Source organism: Streptomyces sp. NBC_00454, from assembly GCF_041434015.1.
Taxonomy (GTDB): Bacteria; Actinomycetota; Actinomycetes; order Streptomycetales; family Streptomycetaceae; genus Streptomyces.
Genome location: NZ_CP107907.1, coordinates 7,315,322 through 7,332,564 on the forward strand (window position 1 = coordinate 7,315,322; position 17,243 = coordinate 7,332,564).

Sequence of the window (17,243 nt, forward strand, 5' to 3'; positions counted from 1 at the left end):
CGCAGAAGAAGGTACAGATGAACAGACGGACAAGGCTGCTCCGATACGGACTCTTCACCGCCATCGTGGCTCTGATGGCCACGGTCTTACCTCCTGCCGCGGTGGCGGGTGCGGTGGACCCCTGCGGTCCCGGCACGAACGCGATCGTGTGCGAGAACTCCAAAGCGGGCACGCCGATGTCCGACTGGTTCGCACCGAGCGCCTACGGTGACATCAAGGGCTTCAGCGCCCAGATGAGCGTCCAGACGGGCGACACCGTGCAGTTCAAGGTCCAGTCGCCGACCCCGTACAAGGTGTCGGTCTACCGGCTGGGCTACTACGGGGGCGACGGGGCCCGGATGCTGTCCACCCCGGCGCAGGCGGCCCAGACCTACCCGGCGAACTTCCAGCCGGGCGGCAACCCGCGCAGCTGCACCACCAAGGCCGCCACCGGCCTGGTCGACTGCGGCAACTGGCCGGTCACGGCGTCGTGGACCGTTCCCCCGGACGCGGTCTCCGGCCTGTACGTCGCCAACTTCGACCAGGCGGACGGCAACGGCGTGATGCCCTACCCGTTCGTCGTCCGCAACGACTCCAGCCACTCCGACATCGTCGTGCAGACCAGCGACCAGACCTGGCAGGCGTACAACGACTACGGCGGCCAGGACCTGTACGGCGGCACCGGCCCGGCGCCCGACGGCCGCGCGTACGAGGTCAGTTACAACCGGCCGATGGACATCGGCGGGGAGAACGGGATCTACGGGTCCGAGTTCCAGATGATCTCCTGGCTGGAGCGCAACGGGTACGACCTCAGCTACATGTCCGGCATCGACATGTCGACCCGGGGCGCCACCCAGCTCCAGAACCACAAGGTCTTCATGTCCTCCGGGCACGACGAGTACTGGACCCAGGACCAGTTCACCAACGCCCTGAACGCCCGTCACGCGGGGGTCAACCAGACCTACTTCAGCGGCAACGAGGTCTTCTGGAAGACCCGCCTGGCCCCCAGCATCGACGGAGCCAACACCGCCAACCGGACGCTGGTCTCCTACAAGGAGACCAAGCTCTCCTTCCCCCAGCCCAACGGCATCCCCGACCCGAGCGGGATCTGGACCGGCACCTTCATGGACCCGGCCAGCTCCACGAACGGGCGGCCCTACCAGCCGCAGAACCAGGTGACGGGCTCGCTGTTCAGCGTGAACGGCTACCGGAGCGACGCGATCACCGTGCCCGGATCCTTCGCCAAGATGCGGCTGTGGCGCAACACCACCGTCGCGAACCTGACCCCCTCCCAGACCGCCACCTTCCCGGTCGGCACGCTCGGCTACGAGTGGGACAGCGACGTGGAGGACGCGGCGCGCCCGCCGGGACAGATCGCCATGTCGTCCACCACGGTGGACATCAACGACGGCAAGCTCCGGCTCGACTACGGCAACACCTACGGCAACGGCACCGCCAAGCACAGCCTGCTCGCCTTCCGGGACCAGACCTCGCACGCCCTGGTCTTCGGCGCCGGCACCGTGCAGTGGTCCTGGGGCCTGACCAACATGCCGACCGGTGACCCCGGCAACACCGTGGTCACCGCCGACAAGCGGATGCAGCAGGCGACGGTGAACGTGTTCGCCGACATGGGCGTCCAGCCCAAGTCCCTGCAGAGCGACCTGGTCGCCTCCACGGCCTCCACCGACACGACCGGCCCGTCCGTCACCGTGACCAGCCCCGCGGCGAACGCCACCGTCCCCGCACTGCGCCCGGTGACCGTCACCGGCACGGCGAGCGACAGCGGCGGCGGCGTGGTGGCCCGCGTGGAGGTCTCCACCGACGGCGGCACCACCTGGAAGGCGGCCACCGGCGTCGGTTCCTGGAGCTACACCTGGACCCCGACCGCCCCCGGATCCGTGCAGATCAAGGTCCGCGCGGTGGACGACAGCGTCAACATCGGCGCCACCACCACCGTGCCGCTGACCGTGGGACCCCAGCAGTGCCCCTGCACCGTCTGGCCGGCCGCGGCCGTGCCCGGCACCGTCAACGCCGGTGACGGCAGCGCCGTCGAGCTCGGCGTCAAGATCCGCTCCTCGGCCCCCGGGTCGATCACCGGCATCCGCTTCTACAAGTCCCCGGCCAACACCGGCACCCACACGGGCAGCCTGTGGAGCAGCACCGGCCAGCGGCTGGCCACCGGAACCTTCACCAACGAGACGGCGTCCGGCTGGCAGCAGCTGAACTTCTCCACCCCGGTGCCGGTCAAGGCCAACACCACCTACATCGCCTCCTACTTCGCCCCGGGCGGCGGGTACTCCTACGACAACACCTTCGCCTCGTCCGACGCGGGCCTCGCCCCGCTGACGGCCCTGCGCAGCGGAACCGACGGCGGCAACGGCGTGTACCGCTACAGCGCCACGGGCGGATTCCCGTCCACCGCCTCCTCGGGCAGCAACTACTGGGTGGACGCGGTCCTGGACACCGCCACCGCGAGCACGGCCCCGCCCACCGTCACCTCCACCAGCCCGCAGTCGGCGGCCACCGGCACCGCGATCACGGCCTCGGTGAAGGCCACCTTCAACGCGGCGGTTGACGCGGACGAGCTCGTGTTCACGCTGAAGGACCCGGGCGGCGCCACCGTCCCCGGAACCAAGGTGCTCACCGCTTCGAACAGCGCCACCTTCACCCCCTCCACCGAACTGGGGCTCAACACCACCTACACGGCGTCGGTGCAGGCCGCCGACCTGTGGGGCAACACCATGGCGGCGCCCGTCACCTGGACCTTCACCACCAGTACGAGCCCGCCCGCGGTGAACTGTCCCTGCACCTTGTGGGGTCCCACCGCCGAGCCCTCCACCGCCAACGTCGGCGACGACACCAACTCCGTTGAACTGGGCACCCGCTTCGAGTCCACGATCGACGGCTACGTCACCGGCATCACCTTCTACAAGGGCCCCGGGAACACCGGCACGCACACCGGCAGCCTGTGGAAGGCGGACGGCACGCTCCTGGCCACCGGCACCTTCGGCAGCGAGACCCTCTCCGGCTGGCAGCAGCTCCACTTCACCACCCCGGTCGCCATCACGGCGAACACCGGCTACGTGGCCTCCTACCACGCGCCGAACGGCAAGTACTCGGTGGACGGCGGCTACTTCACTGCGGCCCACCGCTCCTATCCGCTGGTGGCTCCGGCCGACGGCACCGGCGGGGCCAACGGCCTCTACAAGTACGGCGCTTCCGCGGCCTTCCCCAACAACACCTTCGGCTCGGTGAACTACTGGGTCGGCCCGGTCTTCACCACCACCGCGCCGGCCGCCCTCGACGCACAGGCCGCGACGGAGGTGCCCACCCAGTGAGCACCGTCAGCGTGGTCATCCCCTGCTACAAATACGGGCACTTCCTCGCCGACTGCGTCAGAAGCGTCCTCGACGAGCAGGAGGGCGTGGACGTCCGCGTCCTGATCATCGACGACGCCTCCCCGGACGACTCCGCGGAAGTCGCCAGGGCGCTGGCGGCCGCCGACCCCCGGATCGAGGTCCGGGTCCACGAGAAGAACCAGGGCCACATCGCCACCTACAACGAAGGCCTGCTGGAATGGGCCGACGGGGACTACGTGGCCCTGCTCTCGGCCGACGACCGGCTGGTCCCCGGAGCCCTGGTGCGCGCCGCGGGCCTGCTCGACGCCCATCCCGAGGCCGGCTTCGCCTACGGCAGGCCGCTGCGGTTCCAGCACGGCGGGCCGCTTCCCCAGGCCCGGACCCGCAGTACCGGTTCGGTGGTCTACCCCGGCCGCTGGTGGCTGGAGCGGCGCTTCCGCGAGGGCACCGGGTGCATCACCTCGCCCGAGGTGGTCGTCCGCACCAGCCTCCAGCGCAAGGTCGGAGGATACGACCCGGAGCTCCCGCACGCCGGGGACATCGAGATGTGGATGAGGCTCGCGGCGCACGCCGACGTGGGCTACGTCAGCGGGGCCGACCAGGCCTTCTACCGGGTCCACGGCAACAACATGTCCACCACGGACTTCGGCGGACAGCTCGACGACCTGCGCCAGCGCCTCGTCGCCTTCGACTCGGTCCTGGAGAAGTGCGGCGGGCTGCTCCCGGAGGCCGCCCGGCTGTCGGTCCTGGCGCGGACCCGGCTGGCCCGGTACGCGCTGCGGCGCGCCTACCGGGCCTACGACCGGGGGCGCACCGGGGTGGTGCCGGTCGAGGAACTGGAGGCGTTCGCCGCCGAGTGCGTGGCGGACTACACCTCGCTCGCCGAGTACGGGGCCCTGCGCAGGCGCCGGCGGATCGGGGCCCGCGCGATGCCCTACCTCCAGCCGCTGGTGCTCTCGGCCGTAGCCGACCGGGGGCGCGAGTGGCTGTGGTGGCGCTCCTGGAAACGCCGAGGGATATAGGGATTCGATGAAGCACCAGCACCACCAGCACTACCAGCACCACCAGTTCGACCGGCCCGCGGACTCAGCGGGCCGTCGCGGCCACCGGCATCCGCTCTGTGGCCGCATCTCCCGGACCGGTGTCGGCGCTCTCGCGCCGGCGCCGGTTCCGGCGTGCCAGGAGCTGATCCGTCCACAGCGCGCAGGCGACCCCGCAGACCCCGGCCAGCAGCGCCGTCCCGGCCAGGCCGCGGCTCTTCTCCGGCATCAGCGGGGTGGCCGACGGCGGGACCAGCAGGGTCACGCTCATCCGCGCCTCGGCCGGGATCCGCTGCTCGTTCTGCATGTCCGTCAGGTGCTTGCGGTAGGCCTCGACGACCTTGAGCACGGACCGGTTCGCCACGGCGGGATCCGTGTGCTCCACCTGGACCTGGAGCGAGGGGATCAGGTAGCGGGGGGTGACGCTGGTTCCACTGTTGCGGGGGATCAACCGGTACTTCCCCACCACCCCGCCGGCCCGCAACTCGGCGTCCCCGTCCGGGGAGCCGAGCTGCTCGATCGCCGCGAGGGAGACGGCGGCGAGCGGCGGCTGGAGATTGGCGAACTGGTTGGGCTGGTTGCCGGTGACCGGCGGCTTGAGCACCACGATCGCCGCACTCACGTAGGTCCGTGTGGGGTGGACCACCTGCAGGGCCCCGGCGGCCGCGAGTGCCGCCGCCAGGAACAGGACGTACCAGCGGCGGCGCAGCACGCGGAACAACTCACCAGGCGACACAGGATTCCTTCCGTCGCTGTCGATCTTCCCAGGACGCAGGTCGACCCGCCATTGGTTCCGGCAGCCCGCGGGGGACGTTCATGAACATCGGTGAGATAGGCACGGTGCTGCGGCGCCGCTGGTACGTGATGATGCCCCTGACGATGGTGGGAATCCTCGCCGGCTTTCAGCTGTACGAGTCGGTGCCGGTCTCGTACCAGTCCCAGAGCTCGGTGGCGCTGCTCGACTCCACTGCGGTGGCCGAACTGGCCCCCACCTTCGGCAACCCCATCGCGAACGCGGGCGGTTCGCTGGTCGTCACCGCCGACGTACTGATCAGGACCCTGTCGGGGGCCGACGCGGCGCGGGACCTCCAAGGGCTCGGGGTGACCGACCCCTACACGGTCGGCTTCGCCGCGAACACCTCGGGCCCGATGCTCACCCTAACCGTCACGGGCACGGACCGGGAGAAGGTACTCAAGGAGACCAGCACGCTCACCGCGTTCGCCGGTGAGCAGCTCAACGCCCTCCAGACGGCCGCCAAGATCCAGCCCGCGTACTTCGTGCAGACGGCGCCCGTCGTCCTGCCGCAGACCCCCCAGCCGCAGCTCAAGGCCCGGTACCAGCAGGTACTGGCGGTGGTCATCGCCGGTCTGGTGGCCGGCTTCACCGCCTCCTTCCTGGCGGAGAGCCTGCTGTCGGCCCGGCGCCGCCGACGGGAGGCCGCCGAGGCCGCGGGCGGGACCGGCGTGTTCAAGGCCCTCGTACGCCGACGGACCCGGGCCCGTCAGCTGGACGCCACGGCCCTGCTCACGGGCTATCTGGGGCTGGCCTTCTTCATCCCCTCGAACCTGACCCTGCCGGGACTGGGCGGGGTCGGCACCCCGGCCAACGTCTTCGCGCTCCTGGCGCTGTTCTGGTACCTGGCCACCTGGCTGGCCGGCCGGATCCGGGCGGCCCCCGGCACCCGGCTGCCCAGGGTCGTGATGTGGCTGCTGGCCGTCTCCGTGCTGGCCTCGTACCTCGCCAACGCCTCCCGGGGCTCCACCCACAAGGAGGTGCTCGGGGCGGACCGGGGGCTCATCGGACTGCTCGTCTGGGTCTCGATCGTGGTGCTGGTCTCGGCCGGCATCCAGGACCGGGCCCGGCTGGACGTACTGCTGCGCCGGACCGTGGTGATGGGGGCGGTGGTGGCCGCCATCGGCTACTACGACTTCTTCACCGCCACGAACATCGCGGAGAAGATCAGCATCCCCGGGCTCCAGTCCAGCGTCGCGCAGATCACCACGCTGGACCGGGGCGCCTTCACCCGGCCCCGGTCGACCACGGCGCAGCCGCTGGAGTTCGGCGGCATGCTCGCGCTGCTCCTGCCCTTCGCGGTGCAGCAGGCCTTCGACCCGGTACGCAGCCACCTGAAGGCCTGGCGCCGCTGGGCGCCGGTGGCGCTGATGGGCGGCTCGCTGCCGCTGACGGTGTCGCGCACCTCCATCATCGGGGCGCTGATCGTGGTGATGGTGATGGTGCCGCGCTGGAAGCCGCAGCGCCGCTGGACCACCTTCGGCCTGCTGCTGGGCTCCGTGGCCGTCTTCAAGGTCCTCGTACCGGGGCTGATCGGCACGATCACCACCCTGTTCGCCTCGTTCCTGACGAACTCCGACAGCAGCACCCAGGCCCGCACCGTCAAGTACAGCGCGATCGTGCCCTACTTGGAGGAGCGCCCGCTGTTCGGGCGGGGCCTGGGGACCTTCACGCCGGACCTCTACTTCTTCACCGACAACCAGTACATGCTGACCCTGGCCGAGATGGGCCTGCTGGGCCTGGTCGCACTCCTGGCGCTGTTCCTCACCGGAATCCACCAGGGCGGCGCCATCCGCCGGCTCGCCGCCGACGAATCCGACCGGGAGCTCGGCCAGGCCTTCTTCGCGTCCGCCCTCGTCGCCCTGGTCAGCGCCGCCACCTTCGACGCCCTCAGCTTCCCGATGTTCGCCGGGATGTTCTTCCTGACGATCGCCGCCGGAGGCAGTTACCTCGGCTTCATCCGGCGCGCAGCGCCCAAGCCCCGAACCGTGGAGTCACCATGCCCTCCCGTCACCCAGCCGAGCCGGACCGGTCCCAGGCAACCGGTCCCGTAGCCGTGCTCGTCGTCACCTGGAACAGTGCCCGGGTGATACCGGAGTTCCTCGCCTCCCTCCCGGAGGGCATGGCCGGGACCGACTGGCACCTGGTCGTCGCCGACAACGACTCCGCCGACGACACCGTGGACCTGATCCGCTCGCTGGCCCCGGACGCCACGGTCGTCCAGACCGGCCGCAACGCCGGGTACGCCGCCGGGGTGAACGCCGCCCTGGCCGCGGCCGCCGGACGGCCCGGCGGGTTCCGGGCCGCCCTGGTGTGCAATCCGGACATCCGGATGCGGCGCGGCGCGGCGAAGCTCCTCGTCGACGCGCTCGGCGCCCCCCTCGACGGGCGCGACGGCGGCGGCCGGGTCGGGATCAGCGTCCCGCTGCTGTACGAGGAGGACGGCACGCTCACGCACTCGCTGCGCAGGGAGTCGCGGGTGACCCGCGCCCTGGGGGAGGCGGTCATCGGCAACCGCCGGGCGGGGCGCTTCCCGCTCTGGAGCGAGCTGGTCACCGATCCGTCCGCCTACGCCCGCGCGACGGTGGCCGACTGGGCCACCGGCGCGCTGATGGCCATCTCCCGGGAGTGCCTGGACGCCTGCGGCGCCTGGGACGAATCGTTCTTCCTGTACTCGGAGGAGACCGAGTACTGCCTCCGCGCAGGTGACCGCGGCTACGCCACCAGACTCGAACCCGCGGCCTCGGCCGTCCACCTCGGCGGGGACTCGCAGGTCTCGCCGCGCCTGTGGACCCTGCTGACCCTCAACCGCGTCAGGCTCTACGGGCGCCGCCACGGCGCGGCGGCCACCGCGGCCTTCCGCGCGGCCGTCCTGCTGCGCGAGACCTCCCGAGCCGCCCTCGGCCGGCCCGCCAGCCTCGCGGCCGCCCGGGCCCTGGCCAGCCCCTCCGCGCTGCGCGCCACACCGGGGCCCTGACCCCCGGCCCGGGCGCCGCGTCCCGGCCGGGGACACACCACACCCGGCCGGGACAACCTCACCCGGACGGCTTCTGCCCCTCCCAGGCGGTGTAGAAGCTCTCCGGGTTGACCAGGTAGCGGACGGTGGCCCGGGGCACGTGACGGACCTCGTGGCGCCGGCTGTAGCGGCGAACGAGCTCCCAGTCCTCGCGGGGCAGCACCTCGGGGGTGCGCAGCAGCCGGCTGAAGTACAGGGAGCGGCTGCGGCGCGCCACGAAGGCATTGGTGTCGAGGAAGGCCTCGTGGGCGGCGCGGCGCCGGTCGAAGGGCACCGACAGGACGTCCCGCTCGGAACCGTCGGGGAGCACCCTGCGCAGCGCGGTGTACACGGCGTCCGGCCCGCCGGGCGCCTCCAGCACCGCGAGGGCCTGCTCCAGGTGGTCGGGCTCCCACAGGTTGTCGTCGTCCAGGAAGGCCACGTACCGCGACCGGGTCAGCCGGATCCCCACATTGCGCACCACTCCGGCCGTGGCCGTGTTGCGGGCCAGTGACACCGCGAACAGCCGCGGGTCCGAAGGCAGTTCCGGCAGTCCGGCGCCGTCGTCCACGACGATGACCACCTGATCGGCCACGGTCTGGCCCAGGGCGGAGGCCACCGCCGCGCGCAGCGCCTCCGGGCGCCGGTGGGTGGCGATCACGGTGGCGACCAGAGCGGCGGGGGGCTCGCCCAGAAGGGCGGCGAGCCGGGCGGCCTCGGCGTCCTCGAAGCGGCGCAGCCGCACGGCGGAGGGCGCGAGCAGGAGCTTGTTCCTGGCCTCGAAGAGCACCAGCCAGCCGAAGGCCCGCTTGAGCAGCTCCCAGGGGGCGCGGGCGATGCGGCGCATGATGTCCTCTCGGTCGGCGGACGGGTCCGTCCTCGGGCTTCGGCTCTTCGGCCTGCGGTTCTCGGCGCTCAAGGGGAGGGCTCGGGCACGACGGGGCGCCCGTCGCTCATGCGGTTGCCGCGCCACACGTTCCCCGCGCCGCCCGAGTTCCAGGCGGCCACCGGACCGTAGGTCCCGCTGCCCGGGTGGTACTGGGTGGAGAACACGTTGTTCGTGACCTCGATGCCCGTGGCCCCGGGGCCGCCGCCGTAGAGCGCGTACGCCCCGCCGGCCAGCCAGTTGGAGTCGACGGTCACGGAGGACACGGAGCCCGTGTCGGCGAAGAGCCCGAGGGCGGCCGAGGCTCCCCGGTCCACCGCGACGGAATTGAGCAGGGTGTTGTGGCGCACGGTCAGCCGGCCCTTGTTGCCGCCACCGCTGATGACCGCGTCGGTGTGCTGCCACTCGCCGCCCTGATTGCGGAACGCGGCGATGTCGTGCACGTAGTTGTCGTGCAGGTTGCCCTGGCCCATCGACAGGGCGTTGCCGAACACCGAGACGTCGCACCAGCCGACCTCGACCGAGCTTTCGCCCATGTTGGAGACCGCGTAGTCGACGCCCCCGTTGTCGGGTCCCTTGCCCGGTACGGCGGTGATCGTGGTGTGCAGCACCCGCAGGCCCTTGAAGCCGGGACGCAGGTTGATTCCCCACCAGTTGGCCGAGGTGATCCTGCTGTCGATGACGGTGACGTTGTCGGCGTAGACGTCCAGCGAACCGTGGATGTCCCAGCCCTTGATGACCATCCCGTCGGTCTTGACGGACATGTTCCCCGTGTCGTGCCGCTCCAGGGCGATCCGCGGGCCGGTGCTCCGGGCATCGGGGAACCCGCAGGCACCGGGGGAGGAACAGGCGGACCCCGGCGCGGGCGATCCGCTGCCGCTGCTCCCCGGCGAGGGGGTGGCGGACGGCGAGGGCGAAGTCGAGGGCGAAGGCGATCCGGCCGAGGGGCTTGGGCTGTCCGAGGCGGACGGCTCCGGCGAGGGGGTCGGCTCCGGTTCCGGAGCGGGATGGCCGCCGGGGCACACGAGGGCGGCGTCCGGGCAGGACCCGGTGTCGGTGGTGCCGGTCCGCTCGGCCTGGTAGATGACGAGCGCGGCGATCAGGACGAGCCCGGCCGCCGCCCAGGCTAAGAGACGCTTGCGGTTGCGAGCCATGGCTCTCTAACCCCTTGCCGGGACGGTGGAGGGCGCCTTGGCGGCCGCGGGTGCGGCGGCCGGCACGGAGCCTCGTAGGAAGGAGCGGCTGGGCAGCACGCACAGGACGTAGCCCAGGGTTCCCGCGATCGCGGTCGCGAGCAGGGCGAGCACCCCGTCTCCGAGGAGCCGCTCCAGGCCCAGGAGCACGGCGGCCATCACTGCGCCGCCGAGGAAGGGCCAGGCGCAGGCCCGCGCGAGGGATCCCAGGCCGATGCCGCCGCGGTGCAGCGCGAAGAGGAACACCGGAACCACCACGGCGCCGGCCACCAGCACGTGCCCCTGGGCCACCCCGACGATCCCGCCGGCCCCGGCGCCGATCACCAGTGCCGGGACCAGGACCACCAGCCACAGCCCCTGGACCCCGATGAGGGAGCGGCGCCGGCCGATGGCCACCAGGCAGTCGTAGGCCAGTTCGCAGCCGATGCGTACGAGTCCCAGCCCCATCAGCCAGGGCAGCGCGGCGGCCGCCGGGAGCCAGCGGGCACCGTAGACGAGCTCGACGATCGGCGCGGCGAGCACGGCCAGCAGCACGCACAGCGGCACGGTGCCGGTCATCACGACGCCCAGCGCCCGGCCGAACCCGCTCGCCAGGGCCCCGGGGGTCTCTGCCAGCCGGGAGAACCCGGCGAAGGAGACGCGGCGGGCCGCCTCGGAGATGATCCGCACGGGCCAGCCGGAGATGTTGAAGGCCAGCACGTAGAAGCCCAGGGCCAGTTGGTCCAGGGAGGAGCCCACCACCATGGTGTCCACGTTGACCACGCCGAGGGCGAGCATGCTGGCCCCGGCCAGCGGGAGCCCGAAGCGGAGCAGGGCGCGGGCCTGCTCCCGGTCCCAGCCGAACCTCAGGGTGCCGGGCGCGGCGAGGCAGCAGCCGATGAGAGCGGCCACGTTGCCCGCGACGGAGCCCCAGGCGAAGCTCATCGCACCCCAGCCCTGGACGGCGAGCAGCAGGGTCACCGCCGTGCTGAGCACGAAGTTGAGGGCGTCGATGGCCATCCGGCGCCCCTGCGCGAACTCCCGGGTGAGGAATCCGGCGGGGACCTGCGAGAGGCCGTCGAGGACCACGCACACGCACATCACCCGCAGGACGCCGGAGGCCTCGGGGGAGCCGAGGACCCGGGCCACCGCGGGGGCCGCCGCGAAGAGGACGGCGTACAGCAGGCAGCTGGACGCGGCGCTCAGGGTCAGGACGGTCGGGGCGAAGCGGCGCGGGTCGCCCTCCCAGCGGACGATGGCGAGGGAGACGCCGAGCTCGTTCGCGGAGAGCAGGACCAGTAGGACCGTCTGGGCGATCCCGTAGACGCCCCAGGCCTCGGGGCCGAGGAAGAACCGGGCGAGGACGATGCCGGTGACGAAGTTGCCGAGGCGCATGACCACGGTGTTGACCAGGCTCCACCGGGCGGCGGAGCCGACCTTGCGGCCCAGGGAGGGCGGCTGGGCCGAGGGCGGATCGGCCGGGGGTTCGGCCGGGGGCTCGCCACCGGGTTGCGTCACGGGCCCGGTCACGGCGATCCGTTGGAGCGGTAGGCGGCCGAGGCCGGCAGGACCGTGAGGGCCATCGTGGCCGTGGGATCGGCGGACTTGGCCGCCTCGGCGGGGCCGGCGGACGGCTCGGAGCCGCCCGCGTCGGATCCGTCCGCGGCGGGCCGGCGCCGCCCGGGAGCGTCGGCCTTGCGGCGGCGGGCCTCCACGAAGAAGGTGGCCACCAGACTGAGGACGAAGCCCAGGGCCCCGGCCATGACGAGGTACTGGATCCGGGTCTTGGTCTGTGCCTCGGGCTTCTGGGGCGGAACGATCGTGGCCATGCGGATCATCGCCTCCGGCTGTACGGACTGCTGGGCCTGGAACTCCTGGAGCCGCTTCTCAGCGTAGGCCGTGAAGACCTGGTCCGACTTGAGCACGGCGGCCTGGTCGGTGCCCGTGACGCTCAGCCACATGAAGGGGCCCTGGGCGTTGTCGGCGATCTTCGCCTCGTACACCCCGGTCAGGCCCTGGGCCTTGAGATCGGCCTTGGAGCCGTCGGAGTTGAGGTTGCGGGCCAGGCCGTCGGCCATGCCGGTGAGCGACGCCTGGGTGCTCAGGAAGGGGTTGCCGTCGAAGGCCACCGTGGCCTTCTTCGAGTTCAGGAGCGTCACCGTGCTCTGCGACCGGTACTCCACCGGAACCAGCAGGTACACGCCCGCGATGAGCCCGGCCGTGAGCAGCAGTCCGGGCAGCAGCACGTACCAGCGCCTGCGCATGACCCGCCAGATCTCCGCGAGATCCATGGTCTGTCCCCCTCGCGGCGGCGTCGTGTCCTGCACGCGCCGCCGCCCTGTCTGTGCGGTGATTACGGTTGTAGCGGTGGTGCGGGGCCTTCTTCTACGGGGCCCTCTTCTACGGAGCTGTCGCTCCCGGTGCCCCTGCCGGCACGAGATCGGTGGGCCGCGGCCGGGTCGAGGCGGTCGATCCGTCCAGCAGGACCGAGGCGATGCGCTCGCTCGCGCGGCCGTCCCAGAGCTCGGGACAGCGCGGGGCGGGCGGATCGTCGAGCACCCGGTGGACCGTGGCCGTGATGCGGTCCGGATCGGTGCCCGCCAGGACGTTGGTGCCCTCCTCGACGGTGATGGGCCGCTCGGTGTTCTCCCGGAGGGTCACGCAGGGGACGCCGAGCGCGGTGGTCTCCTCCTGGATGCCCCCGGAGTCGGTGAGCACCACGCGGGCGGAGTCCTGCAGCGCGATGAAGTCGAGGTACCCGGCGGCCGGCACCAGCCGGATGGAGCCGGGGACGCCGATCTCGGCCAGCTTCTCGGCGGCCCGCGGGTGCACGGGCAGGAGCAGCGGACAGCGTCCGGAGATCTCGCCCAGGGCCTTCAGGAGGCCGCGCAGGGCGTCGGGATCGTCCACGTTGGCCGGCCGGTGCAGGGTGACCAGGCCGTATCCGCCGCGGGTGAGCCCGTACCGGTCCAGGACGTCGGACTTCCGGGCCCGCTCCAGGTTGGCGAACAGGGTGTCGATCATGACGTTGCCGACGACGTGGATCTGGTCCTCCCGGTACCCCTCCGCCCGCAGGTTCGCGGCGGCGTCGGGGGAGGGGGCCAGCAGGTAGTCGCTGACCCGGTCGGTGGCGACCCGGTTGACCTCCTCGGGCATGCTCCAGTCCCGGCTGCGCAGGCCGGCCTCCACATGGGCCAGCAGGGGGCCGGCCTTCGCGGTGACCAGGGCGCAGGCGAGCGTGGAGTTGATGTCGCCGACCACCACGACCGCGTCCGGGGCCAGTTCTTCGACCAGCGGCTCGAAGGCGGCCATCACCCGGCCGGTCTGCTGGGCGTGGCTGCCGGAGCCGGCCCCCAGGTACCGGTCGGGAGGGCGGATGCCGAGGTCGCGGAAGAAGACGTCGTTCATCGACTCGTCGTAGTGCTGGCCGGTGTGGACCAGGACGACTTCGGCGCCGCGGCGCTCCAGTGCGTCCATCACCGGCTTGATCTTCATGTAGTTGGGCCGGGCGCCGGCCACGCAGATGATCCTCGCCATGGGGTCAGAGCACCTCCACGGTGGGCCCGGACAGCCGGTTGCGGCAGTCGAGGATCAGCGAGGCGTGCTCGGTGATCATGCGGTAGTCGAAGGAGTCGTGGTCGGTCAGCAGGACGACCACGTCGGCGGCGGCCAGCTCCTTGCGGGTGGGCTCCACCCGCGAGAGGCGGGCGTCGACCTTGATGTTCTCCACCACGTGCGGGTCGGCCGCGCGGACCTTGGCCCCCATGTCGAGGAGCAGCTGGGAGACCCGTACCGCCGGGGACTCCCGGGCGTCGCCGGTGTTCTTCTTGTACGCCAGCCCCAGGAGCAGGATCCGGGACCCGTTGACCGAGCGGCGCTTCGCGTTGAGCGCGTCCATGACGCGGCGGGCGACGTACTCGGGCATGTGGCTGTTGATGTCGTTGGCCAGCTCCACGAAGCGGAAGTTCTGGCCGAGTTCCCGCTGCACCCGCCAGGACAGGTACGAGGGGTCGATCGGCAGGCAGTGCCCGCCGACCCCGGGGCCGGGGGTGAACTTCATGAAGCCGAACGGCTTGCTGGCGGCGGCCTCGATGGTCTGCCACACGTCGATGTCGAGGTGGCGGGCGAACATGGCTATCTCGTTGACGAGGGCTATGTTCACGTGCCGGAAGGTGTTCTCCAGCAGCTTCGCCAGCTCGGCCTCCTTGGGCGAGCGCACCGGAACCGTCTTGTCGACGAGGCCCGCGTAGAAGCTCTCCACGGCCTTGAGGGAGGCCTCGTCCACGCCGGAGACGACCTTGGGCGTCTGCTGGAAGCCCCACACCGTGTTGCCGGGGTCGATGCGTTCGGGGCTGTAGCCGAGGTGGAAGTCGACGCCGGCGGTGAGCCCGGAGCCGTCCTCCAGGATCGGGCCGAACATCTCCTCGGTGGTGCCCGGGTAGGTGGTGGACTCCAGCACGACGGTCGCGCCCGGCCGCAGGAAGCGGGCGAGCGTGTGCGCGGACTCCTCGATGTAGCTGAGGTCGGGGGCGCCCTCCCGCAGCGGGGTCGGGACGGTGACGACGGCCACGTCGAAACCCCCGCAGTCACGGGCGAGTTCGGTGGCCTGGTAGGTCCCCGCCTCCAGCGCCCGGGCCAGCCGTTCGGAGGAGACGTCCTCCACGTACGACTCGCCGGCGGCGAGGCTCTTGACCCGCCGCGCGTCCACGTCGTACCCGACCACTTGGTGTCCGACCTCGGCGGCCCTGATGGCCAGCGGAAGCCCGACGTATCCCTGTCCCACGACGACTACGCGCATCAGTGACTCCTGTTCGCGGAAGGGGCAGACGGTGTGCGGCGGATGAGTTCCCCGACCGTCATGAGGAGGAAGGCGGCATTGGTGGTGAAGTAGCGCTTCGCGAGGCGCCGCGGTTCCTGGAGGGTGCGGTAGAACCATTCGAGCCCCATCCGCTGCCACACCAGGGGAGCCCGCTTGGTGATGCCGGCCAGGATGTCGAAGGAGCCGCCGACCCCGTGCACCACGTGGGCGCCGGTGCGCTTGCCGTAGCCGGCGGTGAAGATCTCCTTCTTGGGCGAGGTCATGCCGAGGAACAGGAGCTGGGCACCGCTCTGCGCGACGGCATCGGCGATCGCACCCTGTTCGGAGTCCTCGAAGTAACCGTTGCGGCTGCCGGCCACGCGCAGCGCCGGGAACTGCTCAGCAATCCGGCCGAGCATCAGGTCGAGCACGTCCTGCCGGGCACCGAGCAGGTAGACGGGGACCTCGGCGGTCTCCGCCGCGGCCAGCAGCCGCATGAACAGGTCGATTCCCGCGACCCGTTCGGGGAGCCGGACCCCCAGGATGCGGCCGGCCCACACCACGGCCTGGCCGTCGGCCAGGACGAGGTCGCAGCCGGCCACCGCCGAGGCGAGGCGGGGGTCGCGGCGCATGTTGACCAGCTTGGCGGCGTTGACCATGCCGATCTCGATCTGTTCACCGCGCTTCACCGCGTCGAGGCAGCGCCGCACGGTCTCGTCCATGGTCAGGGCGTCGAGCCAGACCCCGAAGAGGGACTGTCTGTGGTTCATCTCCCGAGCCCCCCGAGCCAGGCGTGGAGCAGCCAGCCGAACTCGTAGGGCCGGCACTCGCGGTCCACCGCCAGGGGGCGGAAGAGCCGGTCGAGCGGGGTGAGCCGGGCCCGCGGCGCCACCCGTGTGGTGAGCCCGCGGGCGGCGCGGACGGCCTTGGCGGGGTCGCCGCGGTAGACCTTGCGCCAGGTGACCCCGTACTCCTCGAGGATCATGGGCTCGCGCGGGGTGCCGTCGGGCCCGCTGATCTCGGGTACGTCCGTCATCCAGCGCAGTCCGCGGCGGATCGCGGGACCGAAGTCGGTGCCGCCGGCCTCCGCCAGGTCGAAGAGGGCGGTCGGGGCCATGGCGTGCTGGTGCACGCTGTAGACCGGGTAGCCCTCCACCACGCCGCCCGTGCGGGCGTCGTAGTGCCACCACCACTGGCCGCCGTCCCCCTGGAGGGCGCAGATCCTGGCGGCGCACGCGTCGGCGGCCGCCAGGGCCCGGGGGTCCGAGCCGCTCGCGTGCAGCCGGGCCAGTGCCTGGAGCGGATACGTCTGGTCGGCGAAGCAGGCCACGTGGGAGCGGTACCCGGGGACCAGCCCCGGCCCGGTGGCGTGCGCGAACAGCGGACCGTCCCCGACCCGGGCCGCCAGCAGGCGCTCGCGCGCGGCCGTCAGCCGGTCCTCCACGTCCACCGTCCCGCGGGCGGCGGTGAGGGCGGAGAGCACCCAGGCCGCCTCCACGGTGTACTGCGGCCGTCCGGGCAGGTCCAGGGCGGACACCCGCGCGAGGGCGTCCGCCAGCTTGGGGTGACCGGTCTCGGCGGCGGCCCAGGCGATGAGCGCCGCGTCGCCGAGGTTCGTCACCGCGGGGAGCCGTTCCACGAGCAGCGCCGTGAACTCGGCGGCGGTGTGTCCGCCGAACAGCGGACGCTGCCGCTCCTCGGGCAGGTACCGGGCCCCCAGCGCGGTGATGGCCGCGTACCGGGTACTGGTTCCCCGGCTCTCCACGCGACGGGCGCCGCCGGAGGTGGCGGTCCCCACCCGGGTGAACACGAAGGTCTCGGCGTCCGGCAGGTACATGCTGGGCAGACCCGCCTCGGCCAGCGCGAGCAGCCGCTCGGCGAGCGAGTGCAGCGACGGGTCCTCGTGGGCGAGTGCTCCTAATCGTGCCGCGGTCACCGGGTCCCCACCTCGGCTTCCCGTGTGCTGCGCACACCCCGTATGCCCGAGCTGTACGGCTCCAACACACCTACCCCCTCTGCTTCTTCGCTCCTCGGACGGACCTGTCGGCCGTCGCGCGGCGGAGGGATGCGCAGGACGGCGCGCGTGCCGGCGGTGTGATGTTCCCCCCGATGGCACGAGCCGTCCGGGACCGCCCACTGGAACCCCCCAGCGATGTCCCGGACCGGGCACGCGTGGACGGCAGCGTCGGACGGACGCGGTTCGCGCGTCTGCCGTCACTTT

13 protein-coding genes are annotated in these 17,243 nt (G+C 71.8%); 4 read left to right on the top strand and 9 right to left on the bottom strand.

Annotated features, from left to right (window positions below; all coding sequences use genetic code 11):
- Nucleotides 1-17 precede the first annotated feature (17 nt).
- Together OHU74_RS33355 and OHU74_RS33360 are read left to right on the top strand one after the other, a co-directional pair.
- Entirely contained in the window at nt 18-3,317 is a 3,300-nt protein-coding gene (locus OHU74_RS33355) for a DUF4082 domain-containing protein (protein ID WP_371619367.1), read from the top strand.
- Nucleotides 3,314-4,360, top strand: a complete 1,047-nt coding sequence (locus tag OHU74_RS33360) for a glycosyltransferase (RefSeq protein WP_371619368.1) — start codon at nt 3,314-3,316, stop codon at nt 4,358-4,360. Before OHU74_RS33355 ends, OHU74_RS33360 begins: the two co-directional genes overlap by 4 nt.
- Nucleotides 4,361-4,424: 64 nt before the next feature.
- Here the strand turns inward: OHU74_RS33360 and OHU74_RS33365 are convergent, their stop codons facing one another.
- Nucleotides 4,425-5,114, bottom strand: coding sequence for a hypothetical protein (locus OHU74_RS33365; protein WP_371619369.1), 690 nt, complete (start codon nt 5,112-5,114; stop codon nt 4,425-4,427).
- 80 nt (nt 5,115-5,194) lie between these two features.
- Between OHU74_RS33365 and OHU74_RS33370 the strand changes: the two genes are divergently transcribed.
- On the top strand, nt 5,195-7,225 hold the full coding sequence (locus tag OHU74_RS33370) for an O-antigen ligase family protein (protein ID WP_371619370.1): 2,031 nt from the start codon (nt 5,195-5,197) through the stop codon (nt 7,223-7,225).
- Nucleotides 7,171-8,148, top strand: coding sequence for a glycosyltransferase (locus OHU74_RS33375; RefSeq protein ID WP_371619371.1), 978 nt, complete (start codon nt 7,171-7,173; stop codon nt 8,146-8,148). The genes OHU74_RS33370 and OHU74_RS33375 overlap by 55 nt, the downstream gene beginning before the upstream one ends.
- Before the next feature lie 58 nt (nt 8,149-8,206).
- Here the strand turns inward: OHU74_RS33375 and OHU74_RS33380 are convergent, their stop codons facing one another.
- The 8 genes from OHU74_RS33380 to OHU74_RS33415 form a co-directional block, all read right to left on the bottom strand.
- Nucleotides 8,207-9,013 carry a glycosyltransferase family 2 protein gene (locus OHU74_RS33380; RefSeq protein WP_371619372.1) on the bottom strand — a complete coding sequence of 269 codons (807 nt, stop codon included), beginning with the start codon at nt 9,011-9,013 and terminating at the stop codon, nt 8,207-8,209.
- 68 nt (nt 9,014-9,081) lie between these two features.
- The gene (locus OHU74_RS33385; protein WP_371619373.1) at nt 9,082-10,206 is read right to left on the bottom strand and encodes a hypothetical protein; all 1,125 of its coding nucleotides are present in this window, start codon (nt 10,204-10,206) and stop codon (nt 9,082-9,084) included.
- Nucleotides 10,207-10,212: 6 nt separating this feature from the next.
- Nucleotides 10,213-11,754, bottom strand: a complete 1,542-nt coding sequence (locus tag OHU74_RS33390; protein WP_371619374.1) for an oligosaccharide flippase family protein — start codon at nt 11,752-11,754, stop codon at nt 10,213-10,215.
- The gene (locus tag OHU74_RS33395) at nt 11,751-12,515 is read right to left on the bottom strand and encodes a chain length determinant protein (protein WP_371619375.1); all 765 of its coding nucleotides are present in this window, start codon (nt 12,513-12,515) and stop codon (nt 11,751-11,753) included. The genes OHU74_RS33390 and OHU74_RS33395 overlap by 4 nt, the downstream gene beginning before the upstream one ends.
- 109 nt (nt 12,516-12,624) lie before the next feature.
- Nucleotides 12,625-13,761, bottom strand: coding sequence for a non-hydrolyzing UDP-N-acetylglucosamine 2-epimerase (gene wecB, locus OHU74_RS33400; protein WP_371619376.1), 1,137 nt, complete (start codon nt 13,759-13,761; stop codon nt 12,625-12,627).
- A 4-nt stretch (nt 13,762-13,765) separates the two neighbouring features.
- Nucleotides 13,766-15,022: a nucleotide sugar dehydrogenase gene (locus OHU74_RS33405; protein ID WP_371619377.1), complete on the bottom strand. Its 1,257-nt coding sequence runs from the start codon at nt 15,020-15,022 to the stop codon at nt 13,766-13,768.
- Nucleotides 15,022-15,792, bottom strand: a complete 771-nt coding sequence (locus OHU74_RS33410) for a WecB/TagA/CpsF family glycosyltransferase (protein WP_371619378.1) — start codon at nt 15,790-15,792, stop codon at nt 15,022-15,024. The genes OHU74_RS33405 and OHU74_RS33410 overlap by 1 nt, the downstream gene beginning before the upstream one ends.
- The gene (locus OHU74_RS33415; RefSeq protein WP_371619379.1) at nt 15,789-16,958 is read right to left on the bottom strand and encodes a hypothetical protein; all 1,170 of its coding nucleotides are present in this window, start codon (nt 16,956-16,958) and stop codon (nt 15,789-15,791) included. The genes OHU74_RS33410 and OHU74_RS33415 overlap by 4 nt, the downstream gene beginning before the upstream one ends.
- Nucleotides 16,959-17,243: the final 285 nt, after the last annotated feature.